13 protein-coding genes and 1 pseudogene are annotated in these 16,493 nt (G+C 56.7%); 4 read left to right on the top strand and 10 right to left on the bottom strand.

Going from position 1 to position 16,493, the window contains the following annotated elements; all coding sequences use genetic code 11:
• Positions 1 to 87: 87 nt before the first annotated feature.
• On the top strand, positions 88 to 2,556 hold the full coding sequence (locus RZS32_RS07160) for a hypothetical protein (RefSeq protein WP_317056333.1): 2,469 nt from the start codon (positions 88 to 90) through the stop codon (positions 2,554 to 2,556).
• Between the two features lie 51 nt (positions 2,557 to 2,607).
• Here the strand turns inward: RZS32_RS07160 and RZS32_RS18985 are convergent, their stop codons facing one another.
• From RZS32_RS18985 to RZS32_RS07135, 6 genes and pseudogenes are all read right to left on the bottom strand, one after another.
• The gene (locus RZS32_RS18985) at positions 2,608 to 2,778 is read right to left on the bottom strand and encodes a helix-turn-helix domain-containing protein (RefSeq protein WP_422395960.1); all 171 of its coding nucleotides are present in this window, start codon (positions 2,776 to 2,778) and stop codon (positions 2,608 to 2,610) included.
• Positions 2,779 to 2,798: 20 nt separating this feature from the next.
• Complete coding sequence (locus RZS32_RS07155) at positions 2,799 to 3,602, bottom strand: hypothetical protein (RefSeq protein ID WP_339106861.1); 804 nt, start codon at positions 3,600 to 3,602, stop codon at positions 2,799 to 2,801.
• A gap of 60 nt (positions 3,603 to 3,662) precedes the next feature.
• Entirely contained in the window at positions 3,663 to 4,232 is a 570-nt protein-coding gene (locus tag RZS32_RS07150; protein ID WP_317056331.1) for a sarcosine oxidase subunit gamma, read from the bottom strand.
• Positions 4,225 to 7,173 carry a sarcosine oxidase subunit alpha family protein gene (locus RZS32_RS07145; RefSeq protein ID WP_317056330.1) on the bottom strand — a complete coding sequence of 983 codons (2,949 nt, stop codon included), beginning with the start codon at positions 7,171 to 7,173 and terminating at the stop codon, positions 4,225 to 4,227. Before RZS32_RS07145 ends, RZS32_RS07150 begins: the two co-directional genes overlap by 8 nt.
• Positions 7,170 to 7,456: pseudogene (locus RZS32_RS07140) on the bottom strand (sarcosine oxidase subunit delta). Before RZS32_RS07140 ends, RZS32_RS07145 begins: the two are co-directional and overlap by 4 nt.
• A gap of 13 nt (positions 7,457 to 7,469) precedes the next feature.
• Complete coding sequence (locus tag RZS32_RS07135) at positions 7,470 to 8,720, bottom strand: sarcosine oxidase subunit beta family protein (RefSeq protein WP_317056328.1); 1,251 nt, start codon at positions 8,718 to 8,720, stop codon at positions 7,470 to 7,472.
• A gap of 84 nt (positions 8,721 to 8,804) precedes the next feature.
• On the opposite strand from RZS32_RS07135, the gene RZS32_RS07130 reads away from it, so the two are divergent.
• Together RZS32_RS07130 and RZS32_RS07125 are read left to right on the top strand one after the other, a co-directional pair.
• Positions 8,805 to 9,764, top strand: coding sequence for a GlxA family transcriptional regulator (locus RZS32_RS07130; protein WP_339106860.1), 960 nt, complete (start codon positions 8,805 to 8,807; stop codon positions 9,762 to 9,764).
• Positions 9,765 to 9,858: 94 nt separating this feature from the next.
• The gene (locus RZS32_RS07125; protein WP_317056326.1) at positions 9,859 to 10,578 is read left to right on the top strand and encodes a type 1 glutamine amidotransferase; all 720 of its coding nucleotides are present in this window, start codon (positions 9,859 to 9,861) and stop codon (positions 10,576 to 10,578) included.
• Here the strand turns inward: RZS32_RS07125 and RZS32_RS07120 are convergent, their stop codons facing one another.
• Together RZS32_RS07120 and zapE are read right to left on the bottom strand one after the other, a co-directional pair.
• Entirely contained in the window at positions 10,579 to 12,225 is a 1,647-nt protein-coding gene (locus RZS32_RS07120) for a choline dehydrogenase (protein ID WP_317056325.1), read from the bottom strand.
• Positions 12,222 to 13,283, bottom strand: a complete 1,062-nt coding sequence (gene zapE, locus RZS32_RS07115; RefSeq protein WP_317056324.1) for a cell division protein ZapE — start codon at positions 13,281 to 13,283, stop codon at positions 12,222 to 12,224. The genes RZS32_RS07120 and zapE overlap by 4 nt, the downstream gene beginning before the upstream one ends.
• Before the next feature lie 130 nt (positions 13,284 to 13,413).
• On the opposite strand from zapE, the gene RZS32_RS07110 reads away from it, so the two are divergent.
• Positions 13,414 to 14,655 (top strand): MFS transporter, encoded by a 1,242-nt coding sequence (locus tag RZS32_RS07110; RefSeq protein ID WP_317056323.1) that lies wholly within the window; start codon positions 13,414 to 13,416, stop codon positions 14,653 to 14,655.
• Positions 14,656 to 14,658: 3 nt separating this feature from the next.
• Here the strand turns inward: RZS32_RS07110 and RZS32_RS07105 are convergent, their stop codons facing one another.
• Positions 14,659 to 15,579 (bottom strand): alpha/beta fold hydrolase, encoded by a 921-nt coding sequence (locus tag RZS32_RS07105; protein ID WP_317056322.1) that lies wholly within the window; start codon positions 15,577 to 15,579, stop codon positions 14,659 to 14,661.
• Positions 15,576 to 16,493, bottom strand: a complete 918-nt coding sequence (locus tag RZS32_RS07100) for an ornithine cyclodeaminase family protein (protein ID WP_317056321.1) — start codon at positions 16,491 to 16,493, stop codon at positions 15,576 to 15,578. Before RZS32_RS07100 ends, RZS32_RS07105 begins: the two co-directional genes overlap by 4 nt.

Genomic DNA, 16,493 nt, shown 5'->3' with positions numbered 1-16,493 from the left:
AAAATGGTAAGTACAAGTAAAATCCTAACAGTTTCGTACGGCACGTTCTCGTGCACGCTAGAAGGATTCGATGATTCTTTCGATACAATGAAGGCAATTGCGGAATATTTCCGCGATTTGGCCGCCGATGATCGCTATTTCGGGGCCGAACCGCCGACACCCGACGCCGAAATGCTCGCGCGCATTGCTGAACGCGAAATCGCTCGCCGCGTTGAAGCGCATGAAGACCAGGGCAAAATTCACCTGCGCGCTCAGGATGCCGATGGCGCTCTCGCTACGACCGGATTGCTTGCGCCTGAGGCAGAAACACCAGTTGAAGCCGCGCCGGCAGACGACGCCGCGCCGGCAGACGACGTTCTCAAAGAGACGGATGATATTGCTGAAGAGCCGGTAGAGGCACTTGAACCTGTTGCGACAGATCCTGCAGACATTGTTGAAGCTGATGAGACCCCCGAAACTTCATCCGAAGAAGTAGCGGAAGAAGAGGAATTCGCAGACGACCTCTCAGCCAAAGAGGCGCTGGATGAGCCAGAAACTTCTGCTGAAGATGAAGCTACTCCGGTAGCAGAAGATTTTGAGGTTTGCGAAACAGCTGAATCGGACGAAGCAAAGGTAGAAGAGCCTGCTTCGGAAGAAGCGGAAGCCGAAGAAGACGCGCCGGCATCCGAACCCTACGACCTTGATCCAGACATTGCGGCATTCATGGCCGATGCTGCGGCTGAAGAGGCTGAAATGGCTGCCGCGCAACATGATGAGTCGGTGGACGAAGCGGTTGAAGTCAACGAAATAGAGGCCGAAATCGCCGGACTTGAAGACATCCAGAGGGATGAACCGCTAGAATTGTCTGATTTTATTGCTGATTCAGCCGATGCAGGAACTGCTACAGAAGACGATCCCAAAGAATCCGAAACAGATGACATTGCCGAAAAGCTGCAGCGTATTCGCGCTATTGCGGCGCAAAGCGAAACTGAATTCCCGGCGCAAGACTTCAGTGAGGATGAACACGCGGAAGATTTGCTGGAGGATACATCTTCCGAGCTGGAAGCGTTGCTAGCGTCAACGCGGGATGAAGAAGAAGATGTCGATGCGACACCTCAACTGGACCGCGCTGTTGAAACCCTTGAAGACGCGTTTCTGGACGACGATGAAGATGCTGCTGCCGATGCAAGTCAAACCTCGGAAACTGAGGAAAGTTCAGAGGTTTTTGACACTGACGCTGTCGAAGCAGTCGAGGCTGACATAGAGCCGAAGGAAGAGACGGAAACCATCGACGAAGATGAGCTGGCTCAACTTTTGGCAGATGCCACTCCTGACAACTTTGCGGACACTGATGTGGAAGCGCTTGCCACGACAGAGGCAAGCGAGACTCCAGTAACCAACTTCGAATCCGCAGACGAAATGTCGGGCGATGTTGTCGAAGATGTCGCGGCACTTGAAGAAGATCCCGAGCCGCTCGTCCTGGGTAGCGACGACCGTGTTGAAATCGTTGAAGAAGATCTCTCAGAAATCTTGGAAGATAATCTTGGTGACTCGACCCTAAGTCCCGAAGACGAAGCGGATCTGCTGCGCGAACTCGCAGAGGTTGAAGCCGAGATGAGCACAGAGGCCGATGCGTCAGTGAAGGACGTCATCGAAGATGCGGTCGAGGTCGCTGAGGCGCCCGAGGAAGCAATTGATCTGGCTGAGGCCGAAGAAATCGCCGATGCCGCTCTGGCAATGGCGGAACAGCGAGACGCTTTGAGCAGCGCGGAGGATATGACGACAGCGTCTGATCTCGATCCAACTCCAGAAGCTGAGATGGACCTTGCCATCGAGGCTGATCCGGAACCAGAAAAAGAAAAGCCACGTGGTTTGAAACGCTTGCTTGGCATGGGGAAAAATGAGCCGGAGCAAGACGTTGAGCGCATCTTTGACGAAGCTGACTCGCAGATGGAAGACAAAGAGGCGTCACTCCGCCGCAACGCGATTCAGCATCTGCGCGCCGCTGTCGCCGCGACCCGAGCAGAACACAAAGCTGGCGGAAAGATCGACAATGACGTGGATGAGTCGCCTTATCGCTCTGATCTGGCCGAAGTTGTACGTCCGCGTCGTCCCAGCACGTCCGAAACGACAACTGCGTCACGTCGCCCAACACGGCCAGAAGACCTGGATCCCGCGCCGTTGAAGCTTGTCGCTGAACAACGCGTTGACGTTGAGCGTGACCCGGTTCGTCCGCGCCGTGTTTCCGCTGGCGAACGTCAATCCGAGTCAGAAATGCAATCGGATATGATGGGTGGGTTCGCGACATTTGCCGAGGAAATGGGTGCTACGGAACTTCCTGAAATCCTAGAAGCCGCTGCGGCCTATATGTCTGATGTTGAAGGCCGCGCCGAGTTTTCTCGTCCAATGCTGATGAGCAAGCTGAAAGAAGTGACGTCAGACAGCTATTCTCGCGAAGATGGTCTGCGCTCCTTTGGAGAGTTGTTGCGAGGGGGAAAACTTCGTAAAATTCGCGGTGGTCGGTTTGCTGTGACAGACGAAACCGAATTCCGCAGCGAAGCGCGCAATGCGGGTTAGACGGACCTAAACCAAAATAAGCGAAAGCCCGGCGAAATCCGCCGGGTTTTTTTATGCGTGCTCCGCCCCGCAAAAGGCCTGCCGCCGCACATCGTGTGGCAATTGCCCGTATTTTTGGTGAAACCAGCGCTTCATCAACGTGACGTTTGAAAAGCCACAGGCGACAGACACCTCGCTCAAAGGCATCGCCGTTTGTGCCAAAAGAGTATGTGCTCGGTGCAACCGCAAGTCTCGGTAAACCTTTAGGGGGACCGACCCAAGCGATCCCCGAAGCTGCGCTCCAGTTTTCGTGGAGAAACACCAATAATCTCGGCAATCTGTGCTACGCTCAGCGTGTCCTCTAAATGATCTTCCATCATCTGCAGCGCTTCTTGAATGACTTGGTCACCCTGAGACATACGCTGAAACCGAAGGTGTTCACCGGTACCACATGGCGCTTCTCCATCGCTGAGCCCCAGGTCACGAGACAGCGCCATCGCTGCAACATCGCCATCGCGGGATCCGACCAACTCCACCATCATGCGCATCGCAGCGGCAGGCCCCGTCGCACTGCTCAGCGATTTGTTGTGGCACGTTGCCCCGGGATGCAACTCAATCGAACAGTTCATCTCGGACACGCCGGTTTGAAACGCCGAATGAACAGCTAACCTTTTCGTGCCCAACACACCAGCCGTCAAAGGCACGAATACCGCTGACCCAACGACGCAAACCCGCATAGCGCTTCGGATGGCGGAGCGCAGGATACGCAACTGCTCAGGGTCAGGGGTCCAGGCCTGATCAGTTCCACCGATAAGAACAAGGGTTTGGTCAGGTCCACAGATCGGGCCGTTTCCACCCGGCAAACTCTCTGCACTCAGGTGAGTCCAGGAATAGGCGGATCTTTCCAGAAGCTGGTTCGCAGCATTCAGAACATGGGCACAGGAATTCGCGATGAAGTCCACGCTTGCGTATTGGGATACAAACACAAAATCGCTAGTCAGACTGCGCGGCCGCTCTGCGAGCTCCGATTCAGAAGTCGGTTCACTGGTGAAATTATGCAGATACATCAGCGCGTATCCTTTCTTTTTCCCGGGCAGGCCCCATCACAAAGATGATTACAGCGCCTTTCACGTGACATTGCGAATTGACGTCTCTACCGCGTGCAGAAACGATCCCGCAGACGAGCTTGCCGAAAGCAAGACAAAGCTGTCCGCAGCATCCCGCAAAATGACGACGCCCAAATGCTCCATGACCGACCGAGCCACGTGACCTTCCGCGAAGGCTTCGGTGTCTAGGTCAATCGGGCAAATGCGTTCCAGAGCACTTCGGCTTGATGGGCCAGACAGGTGAAGCGCTGTCCAGACATCGGTTTGATCGGTGACATAGGCGCTGTCTTTGATCTTTTTAGACACGACCTGCGCTGCATCAGGCTTTGAATGCGTGAACATCACAAAGGCCTGATCCTGGGCCATCCGCAACAGCCGGACCTTGCCGTCTTTTGACAGAATAGATTCACCGACCTCGGGCAAATTCACTCCGTATCCGGTCTTGATGGCCTTGAGTGCTTTGGCTTCATCGCCAAGCGGCAAAGCAATAGAGACCAATGCAAAATCCGCAGGCGAAACGAGGCGCATGTCACCGAAGGTTTCATCGTATCCCGCAAGAGGCGGTTCAGCGATCAGAGTATACTCAGCCACGAAGACGCTCCCCTTCTGGATCAACAAAGTGGGCCGAGACAATCTCGACATCCATTTCCACACCATGAACCGGGCTGACTGCGCGCACGATTTCACCCTTGCGCTTGTGTCCTTCCTTTATGAAGCCAAGCCCGATGTGATGACCCAGGTTTGGCGAATAGGCCACCGAAGTCATCCAGCCCTGATCATGGTCCATGTCGGCCGGGTCGTGTTTGTTCAGGAAATGAGAACCAGCGATCAATTTGCGAGTCCGGTCCACCGGGCGGAACCCCATAAGCTTGATCGCATCGTCGCGGTTCATCTCAGGGCGCTGCGACAGCACTTGGCCGATGCATTCCTTCTTCTGGCTGACCATCTTGCCCAGCCCGATATTCAGCGCCGTGGTCTGACCGTTCAGCTCATTCGCTGTGGCATGACCCTTTTCAATCCGCATCACGCCAAGCGCCTCGGTGCCATATGGCACGGCGCCAAACTCTGCACCTGCTTCATTCAATACGCCCATCATGGAATTGCCGTATCGTGCAGGCACCGCGATCTCGTAGGCCAGTTCGCCTGAGAATGAGATGCGGAAAAGCCGCGCAGGCACGCCGCCGCAAACCGTGATGTTTCCGCAGGCCATAAAAGGAAACGCCTCATTCGAGATGTCATGCTCTGCGTCAATCACCTTGCGTAGAAGGTTCCGCGAATTGGGCCCGGCAACCGCGAACTGCGCCCATCCATCCGTGGTCGAGATGAGGTGCACGTCCATGTTGGGCCACAAACATTGCCGCGCAAACTCCAGACGGCGGAACACCAGCACGGCGTTGGCTGTCGTGGTGGTCATCACATAGTGGTTCTCACCCATGCGCGCTGTGGTGCCGTCATCATAGCAGATGCCATCCTCGCGGAGCATCAACCCATAGCGGACCTTACCAACGGGCAAGGTTGAGAACGTATTGGAATAGACCTTGTCCAAAAACGCGCCTGCGTCCTTGCCTTGAATGTCGATCTTACCCAGCGTAGTCACATCGCAAATGCCCACCGATTGACGGGTCATGCGCGCCTCACGGTCAACAGAGTCGCGCCAACCCTTTTCACCATCCCGCGTGTACCATTCAGCCCGGAGCCAGTTGCCAACAGTCACAAAACTCGCGCCATTTTCCTCAGCCCATTTATGCGATGGTGTCAGGCGATAGGGCCGGAAATCCTTGCCGCGCGCGCGGCCAGCCAATGCGCCGATAGGCACCGGTGTATAAGGTGGGCGGAAGATCGTTGTCCCAACTTCGGGGATCGTCTTGCCCGCTTCTTCGGCGAGAATGGCAAGACCGGCAATGTTGGACGTCTTGCCCTGATCCGTGGCCATACCCATGGTGGTGTAGCGCTTGAGCAGTTCGACCGAACGGAACCCTTCGGTATTGGCCAGCTTGATGTCCTTGACCGTCACATCGTTCTGAAGGTCAACCCAAGCCCGTTTCCTGCTTTCACCCACATGCCAGAAGGCGGCACAGTCACGTGGTTCATCCTCGGCCTCGGGTATGTCAGTTTTCTTGGTTTTGACTCCGAGGTCCTTCAGTTGCGCTACAGCTTGTGCGTGACCCTCAGCCAGAGCGGCGGCAAGAGTCATTGCTCCATTTGCCGCGCCCGCAACCGTCATGCCGACGGGCAATTCGCCGCCAGGCACGAACGCGCAAAGATCGTCGCGCCATGTCGGGCGACCACGTTGGTGACAGGTCAGATGCACGTTGGGGTTCCATCCACCCGACACGGCAAGCGCATCAACTGGAATAACCTTGCCATTTGTCAGGGTGATAGACTTCAGACCTTTGCGGCCCACGGTGTCCATTACGGCCTCTCCGGCAATGTGTTTGACGCCGGGAAGGTTCAGTGTCGCCGGTTTGTCGCGACTGTCGATCACAACCGGCACGTTCACACCTTTGGCCTGCAAATCCGCTGCCGTGCGCCAGCCGTCATCATTGTTGGTGAAGACCGCAACCTGCTGACCCGGCGTGACACCGTAGCGATTGGCATATGTCCGAACCGCACCCGCCAGCATGGTGCCTGGACGGTCGTTATTGCCAAAGGCGATGGGACGCTCAGTGGCACCTGCAGCCAACACAGCGCGTTTGGAATAGATGCGCCATAGGACCTGCCGTGGCTTGCCGCCGCTATCGGCCAGATGATCGGTGCACCGTTCCAATGCGCCATAGACACCGTGGTCATACGCACCATAAACGGTGGTCCGTGTCATTAGGCGCACATTGCGCATATTGCTCAACTCCGCCACGGCCTGAGCCGCCCAATCCGCACCGGACATTCCAGCGACGTCAAGCGTCTCGGCATTCAGCCGCCCGCCTGGGCGAAAGTCTTCATCAGCAAGAATGACGCGTGCACCAGATCGCGCTGCTGTCAAAGCCGCCATCAGACCTGACGGCCCCGCGCCAATGACGAGAAGATCGCAGTGCAGGAACCCCTTGTCATAGGCATCGGGATCATTCTGCATCGAGAGCTTACCAAGCCCGGCGGCTGCCCGGATCACAGGCTCATAGAGCTTTTCCCAAAACGCTTTGGGCCACATGAACGTCTTGTAATAGAACCCTGCCGAAAGGAATGGCGATACGAGATCATTGACCGCCAGAAGATCATATTCCAGCGACCCGCGATGGTTTTGGGACGTTGCGGTAAGCCCTTCAAAAAGCTCCACCATCGTGGCACGCGTGTTGGGTTCCTGATGCGCGCCGTCGCGCAGTTGTACCAAGGCGTTTGGTTCTTCGGACCCGGCGGTGAAGACACCCCGCGGGCGGTGGTACTTGAACGACCGCCCCACCAGAAGCTGACCATTGGCCAGCAAGGCCGAGGCCAGCGTGTCACCGGCAAAGCCACGCATCCACTTTCCGTTGAACCGGAATTTGATCTGTTGGCTTCGGTCGACGAGCCCACCGTCTATGCGCTTAGATTGACTCATTTATCGCGCCCCCGTGCACGTGCCACATCGCGGGCCATTTCAACGCCTGTAATCTCATGCGTCAGGGTGTTGCGCGTCACCACCAGCCACGAGCGATCGCCCTGTTCGTGATACCAAAGCTCTTTGTGCTCGCCAGCCGGGTTATCGCGCAGGTAGCCGTATGCGTGAAATTGATCCATCGCGTCCTCAGCTTGCCAGTCGGGGCGGTCGATCAGAGATGCATCGCCCAGATAGACAAATTCGGCGGCGTCACGTGGTCCGAGAAGGGGTGATTGATAATCATTGTCTGTCCCTCCTCAATGCAGGTTGGGCTGATTGCCCACGCCTTTTTCGTCGATGAGATTACCGGTCATGAACCGATCAAGCCGCATTTGCGTGGCCACCGGATGCGGTGTGTCTCGAGCCAGTAGGTGGGCATAACAGAACCCGCTGGCAGGCGTTGCCTTGAACCCGCCGTAGCACCAGCCGCCATTGAAATAGAGCCCGTCAATATGGGTCTTGTCGATAAAGGGCGAGCCATCCATCGACATGTCCATGACCCCACCCCAGGACCGAAGCAAACGGGCGCGGCCAATCATTGGCATGATGGCCATGCCGCCTTCACAAACGTCTTCGACCACCGGCAGATTTCCGCGCTGGGCATAAGTGTTGTACCCATCAATGTCGCCGCCAAAGACAAGTCCGCCCTTGTCCGATTGACTGACATAGAAATGCCCAGCACCGAAGGTAATCACCCCCGGCAGGGTTGGTTTGAGACCTTCCGAAACGAAGGCCTGAAGCACATGGCTCTCAATCGGTAGCCGCATGCCCGCCATAGCCGCGACGCGCCCCGAAGACCCGGCCACACACATCGCCACTTTCTTGGCGCGGATCGCTCCGCGTGAGGTTTGCACACCCACGCACCGCCCGTTCTCAATGTCGATACCTGTGACTTCACAGTTCTGAATGATGTCCACACCACGGCTGTCCGCGCCCCGGGCATAGCCCCACGCCACCGCATCATGCCGCGCCGTGCCACCGCGCCGCTGAAACAGCCCGCCTTTGATCGGAAAGCGTGCGTTGTCATAGTCCAGAAACGGAAGCTCTTCGCGCAGTTGCGCGGCATCGACCAATTCCGCATCAGCACCCGCAAGGAACATCGCATTGCCGCGCCGCACGAACGCGTCACGCTGACCATCGGTATGGATGAGGTTCAGGATCGACCGTTGCGAGACCATCGAGTTGTAGTTTGTGTCCTGCTCCAGGTTCTCCCAGAGCTTCATGCTGAGCTCATAGAACGGCTCGTTCCCAGGCAGGAGGTAGTTGGACCGGATGATCGTGGTGTTCCGCCCGATATTGCCTGACCCAAGCCAGCCCTTTTCGAGCACGGCCACATTCGTCATGCCGAATTCTTTCGACAGGTAGTAAGCCGTAGACAGCCCGTGCCCACCACCGCCAATGATGATGATGTCATATTCCGGCTTCGGCTCTGGCTCACGCCAGGCGCGTGTCCAGCCCTTGTTTCCGGTTAGTCCCTGCCAAAGAACTTTGAACCCACTGTAGCGCATGCGGCGAATCCCAGCTTAGTTTGAACCAGATTGGCGCAGACCAGAGTGCTCGACTTTCCTGAAAAAGACGGATATGTGACTTTAATGGTCATAATTGGTTCAGAATCGGAAAGCACGCGGTACATTGGCATCCTGCCCATACCCGGTTTTGCAATGATGTCTTTTGCAGCGCTTACAGAACCTATGCGCGCGGCCAACTTGTTGGCCCGGCAAGACCTCTACCATATGGTCACGTTTTCAACGGATAAGAAACCCATTCCAAGCTCTGGCGCCGGTGTGGTGATGCCCGAAGCGCGTTTGGGGGAAGAGACCAAACTTGACTACCTCTTTGTTGTCGCCGGAGGCGATCCAACGCTCTACGACAACCGACCGGTGATGCGATGGCTCGCGCGTCTGGCACGTGAAGGAACGTTTCTGGGCGGCGTGTCAGGTGGGCCAATCATCCTGGCCCGTGCGGGTCTGATGGCCGGTCGTCGCATGACGGTGCACTGGGAACATGCCGGCGCACTGGCGGAGATCTCACCTCATCTTTTGCTAGAGCGCTCACTCTATGTGATTGACCGTGACCGTGTGACCTGTGCCGGGGGCACTGCGCCGATGGACCTGATGCACGCGCTGATCGCGCAGCACCATGGTGTTCCATTCGCACGGATCGTCAGTGACTGGTTCATGCACACAGAAATTCGCCCATCCGCCGGGCCGCAGCGGGCGGGGCTTGTCGAACGTGTAGGCACAACGGTGCCTGCTATCCTTGATGCGGTTGAAGCAATGGAAGCGCACGTGGCAGAGCCTGTATCCCTCGCGGCGCTGGCCAACACCGCGGGGTTGTCGCCACGCCAGCTTAACAGGCTTTTCCAATCCAAGCTTGGCCGCTCAACCATGCGCTACTATCGGGAACTGAGGTTGGAAAAAGCCCAAAGCCTGCTACGAAACTCACCATTGAGCCTGACTGAGATTGCACTGGCCACGGGCTTTGCCAGTTCCGCTCATTTCTCACGCGTCTTCTCTGAACAATTCGGGCAGCCACCCTCTAGCTACAGATGACCGCGTTCGCGTCAGGCCGTGTTGATTTGCGCCAGCCATCTTGCCAACCACAGCGGATACTTTAGGCTGCGCTTTAACCATTTCGGAGGCCCAAATGCACATCCTTGTCCTGCAACATGAACGTGTCGAACACCCCGGCATTTTCCGTGATTTCCTGAAAGAAGACGGGCACACGTGGGATGCTGTAGAGCTTGATGAAGGAGAGCCTCTGCCATCTATTGATGGCTATGATGCGCTTTGGGTCATGGGCGGCCCGATGGACACGTGGCAAGAAGACGAGCACCCGTGGCTGAAGGAAGAAAAAGCTTTCATTCGGGACGCGGTAGAAGAGCGTGGCTTACCCTATCTGGGTTTGTGTCTCGGTCATCAGCTTCTGGCCGAAGCGCTGGGCGGCAAGGTAGAGCCAGCCAAGACCCCGGAAATCGGTGTGCTGGAGGTTCAGCTCACCGAGGCCGGAGCCAGCGGTGTTTTCTTCGATGGCGTTCCTGAAGTTTTTGAATGCCTGCAATGGCACTCAGCCGAAGTCACGGCCATTCCTGCAGGCACACAGGTTCTGGCCACATCTCCGGCCTGCGCAGTACAGGCGATGAAATGGGGGACGCGTGCGTTTTCAACCCAGTTCCATGTCGAGATTGAAAGCGACACGGTGCATAACTGGAACAACATTCCTGAGTATGCAGGGGCGCTCGACAAGGCGATTGGCAAGGGCAAGGTGACAGAGCTTGAAGCGGCCTGTGCTGAACGCATGGAGACGTTCAATTCCATGGCCGAGCGGCTTTACATCAACTGGTTACAAGCCACAGCAAGCACCTGATCAGGCGTTCTCAAACGAAAAGCGCGCTTTGACCGGCTTCAACTGCGGCGCCCCCGAAATGTAGTCCGCAGCGCGCGCAGCAATCATCTGTGTGGGTGCGTTGAGGTTGGCACTGATCACCTTGGGCATAACCGAGGCATCAACAACCCGTAGTCCTTCGAGCCCATGCACGCGGAACCGGTCATCCACAACAGCATCCGCACCATGACCCATGCGACACGTGCCACTAGGGTGGAAATCGGTGGTCACGTTTGCCCGTACCCAATTGGCAATCTCCGCATCGGTTTTCACATCCGACCCGGGATCAATTTCTGCGCCCCTGAGTCCATCGAAGGCACGTTGTGAAAAGAGTTCCCGCGCCTTGTGCACGCCCTCAACCAACTCGCGCAGATCATGCGGGTCCGAGAGATAGTTGAAGTGTAGGATAGGATGCACATTCGGGTCTGGCGAAACCAACCGAAGCTGACCCACACTACGTGGTCTGAGCTGATCGACGTGACAAGCAAAGGCTTGCATCAGTGATATCTCGTTGCCGATGTATTCAAACCCGACAGGGCCAAAGTGGTACTGCAAGTTCGGGTAGGTGACATCCGCATTTCCCTTGATCAATCCGCCCGCTTCCCAAATGTTTGATGCCGCAATTCCGTCGCGCGCAAACACCCAGCGGACGCCAGCACGAAGTTTGTTCCAGGGCCGATCCACGCGGTGGATAGGATAAGATTTCAGACATCCAAATTGCAGGATAACACTTGCGTGGTCTTGCAGGTTGCGACCGACACCGGGCAAGTCATGCGCCACTTCAAGGCCGATTTCTTTAAGGTGGTCTGCGGGTCCAATGCCAGAGAGCATCAGCAGCTGAGGCGAGTTGATTGCACCGCCTGAAAGTATGATTTCGCGACCAGCGACCACGGAGAAGTTTTCCTTGCCCTGAGACACCTCTACTCCGGTTGCGCGGTTGCCGCTGACCTGAATGCGCTGCACCATCGCACGTGTCAGGAGCGTAACATTTCCCCTCTGCAATGCCGGGCGAAGATGCGCCACCGCCGCAGAGCACCGCCGCCCGTTGCGCTTGGTTGCGTCCAGGCGCGCAACGCCTTCCGGATTGTGGCCATTCAGATCATCAGACTGCCCTTGGCCAGCTTGCACACCCGCCTCAATAAAGGCGTCGTACAGCGGATTGTCGTAGCTGCCCGGCATTGTCCCCAAAGGCCCGCTATCCCCGCGATAGGTATCACCGCCACCGGCATAGGTTTCGCCTGCACGAAAATAGGGAAGACAGTTTTCGTAGCGCCAGTCCGATAGTCTAAACTCATCTGCCCATGCTTCGTAGTCCAGAGGATGACCGCGCATGTAGACCATGGAGTTGATCGAAGAGGACCCACCAACGACCTTGCCGCGCGGCATGAAAATCTCACGATCAACACACGACTGTTCAGGGGAAGTATTGTAATTCCAGTTCAGCTTTGGATCACGCCAGGCCTTGTAAACACCGGCTGGCATGTGGATCATAAGATCCCGATCCATTGGGCCTGCTTCAAGGATCAGGATGCTTTTGGATGAGTCGGCCCCCAGTTTGTTGGCCAATGTGCATCCGGCAGACCCCGCGCCGATGATGATATAGTCATACTCAGATGCGATCTGGCTCATGCGTCGTCGCCCCAGCCATCGGATTGCATCTCTCTCAGGCGGCTTGCCGTGCGTTCGAACTCAAACGTACCTTCGCCTTCGATATAGAGAAACTCAGGCGTGGCCGCCGCGGAACACACAATGCGCACCTTGGCCTCATAAAGCGCGTCGATCAATGTCACGAAACGCTTGGCTTCATTGTAGTTCGAGCGGCCTAAGAGAGGGACATCCTCTAGCACCAAAACCCGCGCCGCCTGTGCCAGTGCAAGATAATCCGCGGCACCCAAGGGGCGTCCGCACAAATCATAGAACGAAGCACGCGCCACACCGTTGTGAAAGGCGGGGATTTCGACGTCTCGTTTATTCACGACAAGTGTCAAAGGCGCGCCCTTGCCGCCTGTCAGGTCATCCCAAACAGATTGAATGGCCGCCCGCGCCTCGGGATTGATTGGCGTGAAGTAACTGGGTGTCCCGGCCAGCCGCCCCTGTCGGTAATCCGTTGGGCTGACCATTTCATGCACGATCATGCGCTCTTTCAACAGATCAATGAACGGCAGGAAGAGCTGGCGGTTCAGCCCATCTTTGTACAAGTCGTCGGGCACCCGGTTCGAGGTTGTCACAACCGCAACGCCAGCTTCAAAAAGCGCCTCAAAAAGACGTCCCACGATCATGGCATCGGTAATGTCGGTGATCTGCATCTCGTCAAATGCGAGACAGCGCAGGTTGTCCGAAACTGATTTGGCGACCGGCAGAAGCGCGTCCTCAGCCCCCTCTTCACGCGCCTTGTGAAGCCCGGCATGAATCTCTTGCATGAAGGCATGGAAATGTACGCGTCGGTTCGGCACGGCTAGCGTCTCAACGAACATGTCCATCAACATTGATTTGCCACGACCGACGCCACCCCAAAGGTAGAGTCCCATGGGTGCCTCGGTCTTTTTTCGGAAAAGCCCCTTCTTGACCGGCTTTGCAAGCTCCTCCCGGACACGCTCAAATTGCGGCAACACCGCCTCTTGTGCTTCATCGCGGGTCAGAACCCCCTCAGAGACAAGCCGTTCATATCGCTCGATCAGCGTTTCCATAAAAGTTGGATAACGAAGCCAATCGACAGAGAAAAGGAGGAACAGGATCAGCAATCGGAATTGTACCTGGCACAAAAGCTGAATTGACGGGCGTTCCCGCTCCATTCAGACTGCGTGTCCGGAGGCCTTGATGCAGAAGTCGACACCCCTCTTTACCCCGGTTCTGATTGCAGGCGGCCTGATCCTTCTGGTGTCCTTCGCAATCCGCTCTTCTTTTGGTGTGTTTCAAATTCCGATCGCCGAAGAGTTCGGTTGGCTTCGTGCCGAATTCAGCCTCGCAATCGCCATACAGAACCTCGCCTGGGGCATCGGCCAACCGATTTTTGGCGCGATTGCTGAAAAGATTGGTGACCGAAAGGCCATCATCATCGGCACACTCCTTTATGCTGCGGGCCTTGTACTGTCGTCCTTTGCGGTCACGCCAGAGGCGCATCAATTCTATGAGGTTCTTGTTGGCTTCGGAGTGGCGGGAACCGGGTTTGGTGTGATTCTGGCCATCGTGGGTCGTGCCAGCAGCGACGAAAATCGCTCGATGAGCCTGGCCATTGCCGCCGCCGCCGGGTCCGGCGGGCAGATAGTCGGCCCTCCCATTGCAGAGGCGCTTTTGGCGGTCATGCCCTGGCAAAGTGTTTTCGTCCTCTTTGCGGTAGCAATTCTAACGGTTCTGCTATTGCTGCCGATGTTGCGTGCGCCAAGCGATGCTGGCCCTGCCGCTCTCGAAGAAACCCTGAGCCATATGCTGGGCCGCGCTTTTCGCGATCCCAGCTATACACTCATATTCCTTGGCTTCTTCTCCTGCGGCTATCAGCTTGGGTTCATCACCGCGCATTTCCCAGCCTTCGTGACCGAGGTTTGCGGGCCCATCGAGCCAGGCAGCCTTTTGCGCGGCATGGGTGTCACAACAACATCCGCGCTGGGTGCCATGGCGATTGCACTTATTGGAGCGGCCAATATTGGCGGTTCACTTCTGGCCGGTTGGTTGGGCAAGAGTTACTCTAAAAAATACCTTCTGGCCGGGATTTATACCGGCAGAACCTTGATCGCTGCGGTGTTCATTTTGCTGCCCGTGACACCGATATCCGTCGTCCTGTTTTCCATTGGCATGGGATCCCTTTGGTTAGCCACTGTGCCGCTGACCAGCGGATTGATCGCGCATATCTACGGGCTGCGCTACATGGGCACGCTCTACGGCATTGTGTTCTTCAGCCATCAGCTTGGAAGCTTTCTTGGCATTTGGCTCGGTGGACGCATGTATGACGCTTTTGGCGATTACAATCTTGTATGGTGGATTGGTGTGGGTGTCGGGGCATTTTCGGCCATTGTGCACCTGCCCATCCGGGAACGCGCCTTGCCAACACCTCAGCCGGCCTGAGACTTAGCGCTCCAGCAAGTCCAATGCTTTTCCAACATCCTCGACACGTGTGTATGTGAGCGAGTGCCCCGCACCTTCGATGACTTCATGACGCGCAGCCCGGTTCCATTCCGCCAGCTTACCAAGTCCTGCGATGGGGATCACATCGTCCTCGCGTCCCCAGATCGCCAGGACAGGGATACCCGCCTTGGCAATGGCGCGATGCGCCGGTTCCAGATCCTCATCCAGAACACCGCGCAGCGATGACCACATGGCATGAGCAAATCCACGGCGGCGGGTTTCGGCGGTTTGCATGTCATAGATATCCCGAATGGCCGCAGGTGTGCTCTGCTCGGACGCGATCCCTTGTCTGAGGATTTTGGGAAAAAACGCATAGGCCACCCAACGACCGAACCACTCGTATTTGATAATAAGATCGGCGATGGACCCCAGGTCATGCCCTAGGCCCGCAGGCGCGATCAGGCAAAGCTGCCGCAGCCTGTCTGGATGCTCTGCTGCATAGCGCGCGACAATCGCTCCGCCCATGGAGTACCCCAGCAACGTGATATCGTCCTCTACGCCTTGGTGTTCCAAAAGCGCGTTGAGTTGTGCATTAAAAAACGCGCCATCCTGCTCGCCGCCCGGGCGATCAGAATACCCCCGCCCATAGAGATCAAAGATCAACACCCGAAACCCCAGGCCTCCCAGATGCGCAGCCACAGGCCCCCACACAAAGGACGGCGTGCTCAGCCCATGCACACAGACGGCAACCGGCCCCTCATCGGCACCCAGCCACTGATAGTGCACCCGACCTTTTGGCAGGTCCGCAAATGCCCCCGGCGCAAATGCCTGTGTAGCCCTGTTCATTCCGGGGCGTGTCAGGTCGAGCAGAAACGGTCCGAAAACAACAAGCGCCACGAGGCCAATCAAAACCCACCAGATCATGAGGCTGCACGCCAGACATCGAGAATGTAACGGCTTGTCATCAAATCGAGATGCGCACCGCCGCCGTTCTTAAAGAGAGTGATCTCCTCATCGCTCTCGCGCCGATACTTTTCACGCTCATAGTAGTCTGCGACCAGATGATCCCGTGTGATCGTTCCAGCCTCCAGCGGAATCTTGATCTCGCCGATATGGCCCACGGTCGTGTCATAGCTGTCGACAAAAACTCTTGAGCGCAAAAGCGCCTCGTCGTCCACTTCGCGCATATCGGGGCGATAGGCCCCGATGACATCAATATGCTGTCCAGGTTGAAACCACTCACCCTTGAGCAAGGGTTCGGTGGACATGGTGGCAGATGTGACAATGTCCGCCTGTCTCACGGCCTCTTCCAGATCAGTCATGATCGTTATGCCGGGACAGTCCAACTGCATCGCTTCGGCATTCCCTGGAGTACGGTTCCAAAGCAAGAACTCAGCCTCTGGAAACCCGGCGCTATAGGCCTGAAAGAGTGACCGCCCGACCGTCCCAGCCCCAACAATCAGGATTTTCCGGCTATCAGGGCGTGCGAGTTTGCGCGCGGCGTAAAGGCTGTCGCCTGCGGTCTTCCATTTGGTGACCAAATGAAAATCAATCACCGCTTCCAGCGCCCCATTTGCGTCTGAGAACACACTGACCGATCCGTTGATCATCGGATTGCCTGCCTCAGGGTTCTTCGGGAACACCGTTGCCGATTTAACGGCCAGGCCCATCCCGTCAATCCAGGCCGCCCGGCTCAGTAATGTGTCAGGATCACGGTAGAGGAACGTGTCGCCGATCTCGGCCTTGGGCAAGCGGTGCCCTGCCTCAAGGGAGTCACACAAGGCGATCCAGTCAAGCCGCGCCTCACCTTCTGCAAATGGAATGATAGAGATCGTCAT

The organism is Roseovarius sp. W115 (assembly GCF_032842945.2).
Classification (GTDB): Bacteria; Pseudomonadota; Alphaproteobacteria; order Rhodobacterales; family Rhodobacteraceae; genus Roseovarius; species Roseovarius rhodophyticola.
Note: the sequence above shows the minus strand (reverse complement) of the source record. Positions and strands in the feature narration are given on the sequence as shown.

Excerpts from the sequence above, each read along its gene's own strand:
- RZS32_RS07160 (WP_317056333.1), top strand. The coding sequence starts at position 88 with ATGAAGGCAATTGCGGAATATTTCCGCGATTTGGCCGCCGATGATCGC.
- RZS32_RS07155 (WP_339106861.1), bottom strand. The coding sequence starts at position 3,602 with ATGTATCTGCATAATTTCACCAGTGAACCGACTTCTGAATCGGAGCTC.
- RZS32_RS07145 (WP_317056330.1), bottom strand. The coding sequence starts at position 7,173 with ATGAGTCAATCTAAGCGCATAGACGGTGGGCTCGTCGACCGAAGCCAA.
- RZS32_RS07135 (WP_317056328.1), bottom strand. The coding sequence starts at position 8,720 with ATGCGCTACAGTGGGTTCAAAGTTCTTTGGCAGGGACTAACCGGAAAC.
- RZS32_RS07130 (WP_339106860.1), top strand. The coding sequence starts at position 8,805 with ATGGTCATAATTGGTTCAGAATCGGAAAGCACGCGGTACATTGGCATC.
- RZS32_RS07125 (WP_317056326.1), top strand. The coding sequence starts at position 9,859 with ATGCACATCCTTGTCCTGCAACATGAACGTGTCGAACACCCCGGCATT.
- RZS32_RS07120 (WP_317056325.1), bottom strand. The coding sequence starts at position 12,225 with ATGAGCCAGATCGCATCTGAGTATGACTATATCATCATCGGCGCGGGG.
- zapE (WP_317056324.1), bottom strand. The coding sequence starts at position 13,283 with ATGGAAACGCTGATCGAGCGATATGAACGGCTTGTCTCTGAGGGGGTT.
- RZS32_RS07110 (WP_317056323.1), top strand. The coding sequence starts at position 13,414 with ATGCAGAAGTCGACACCCCTCTTTACCCCGGTTCTGATTGCAGGCGGC.
- RZS32_RS07105 (WP_317056322.1), bottom strand. The coding sequence starts at position 15,579 with ATGATCTGGTGGGTTTTGATTGGCCTCGTGGCGCTTGTTGTTTTCGGA.
- RZS32_RS07100 (WP_317056321.1), bottom strand. The coding sequence starts at position 16,493 with ATGACGATCTCTATCATTCCATTTGCAGAAGGTGAGGCGCGGCTTGAC.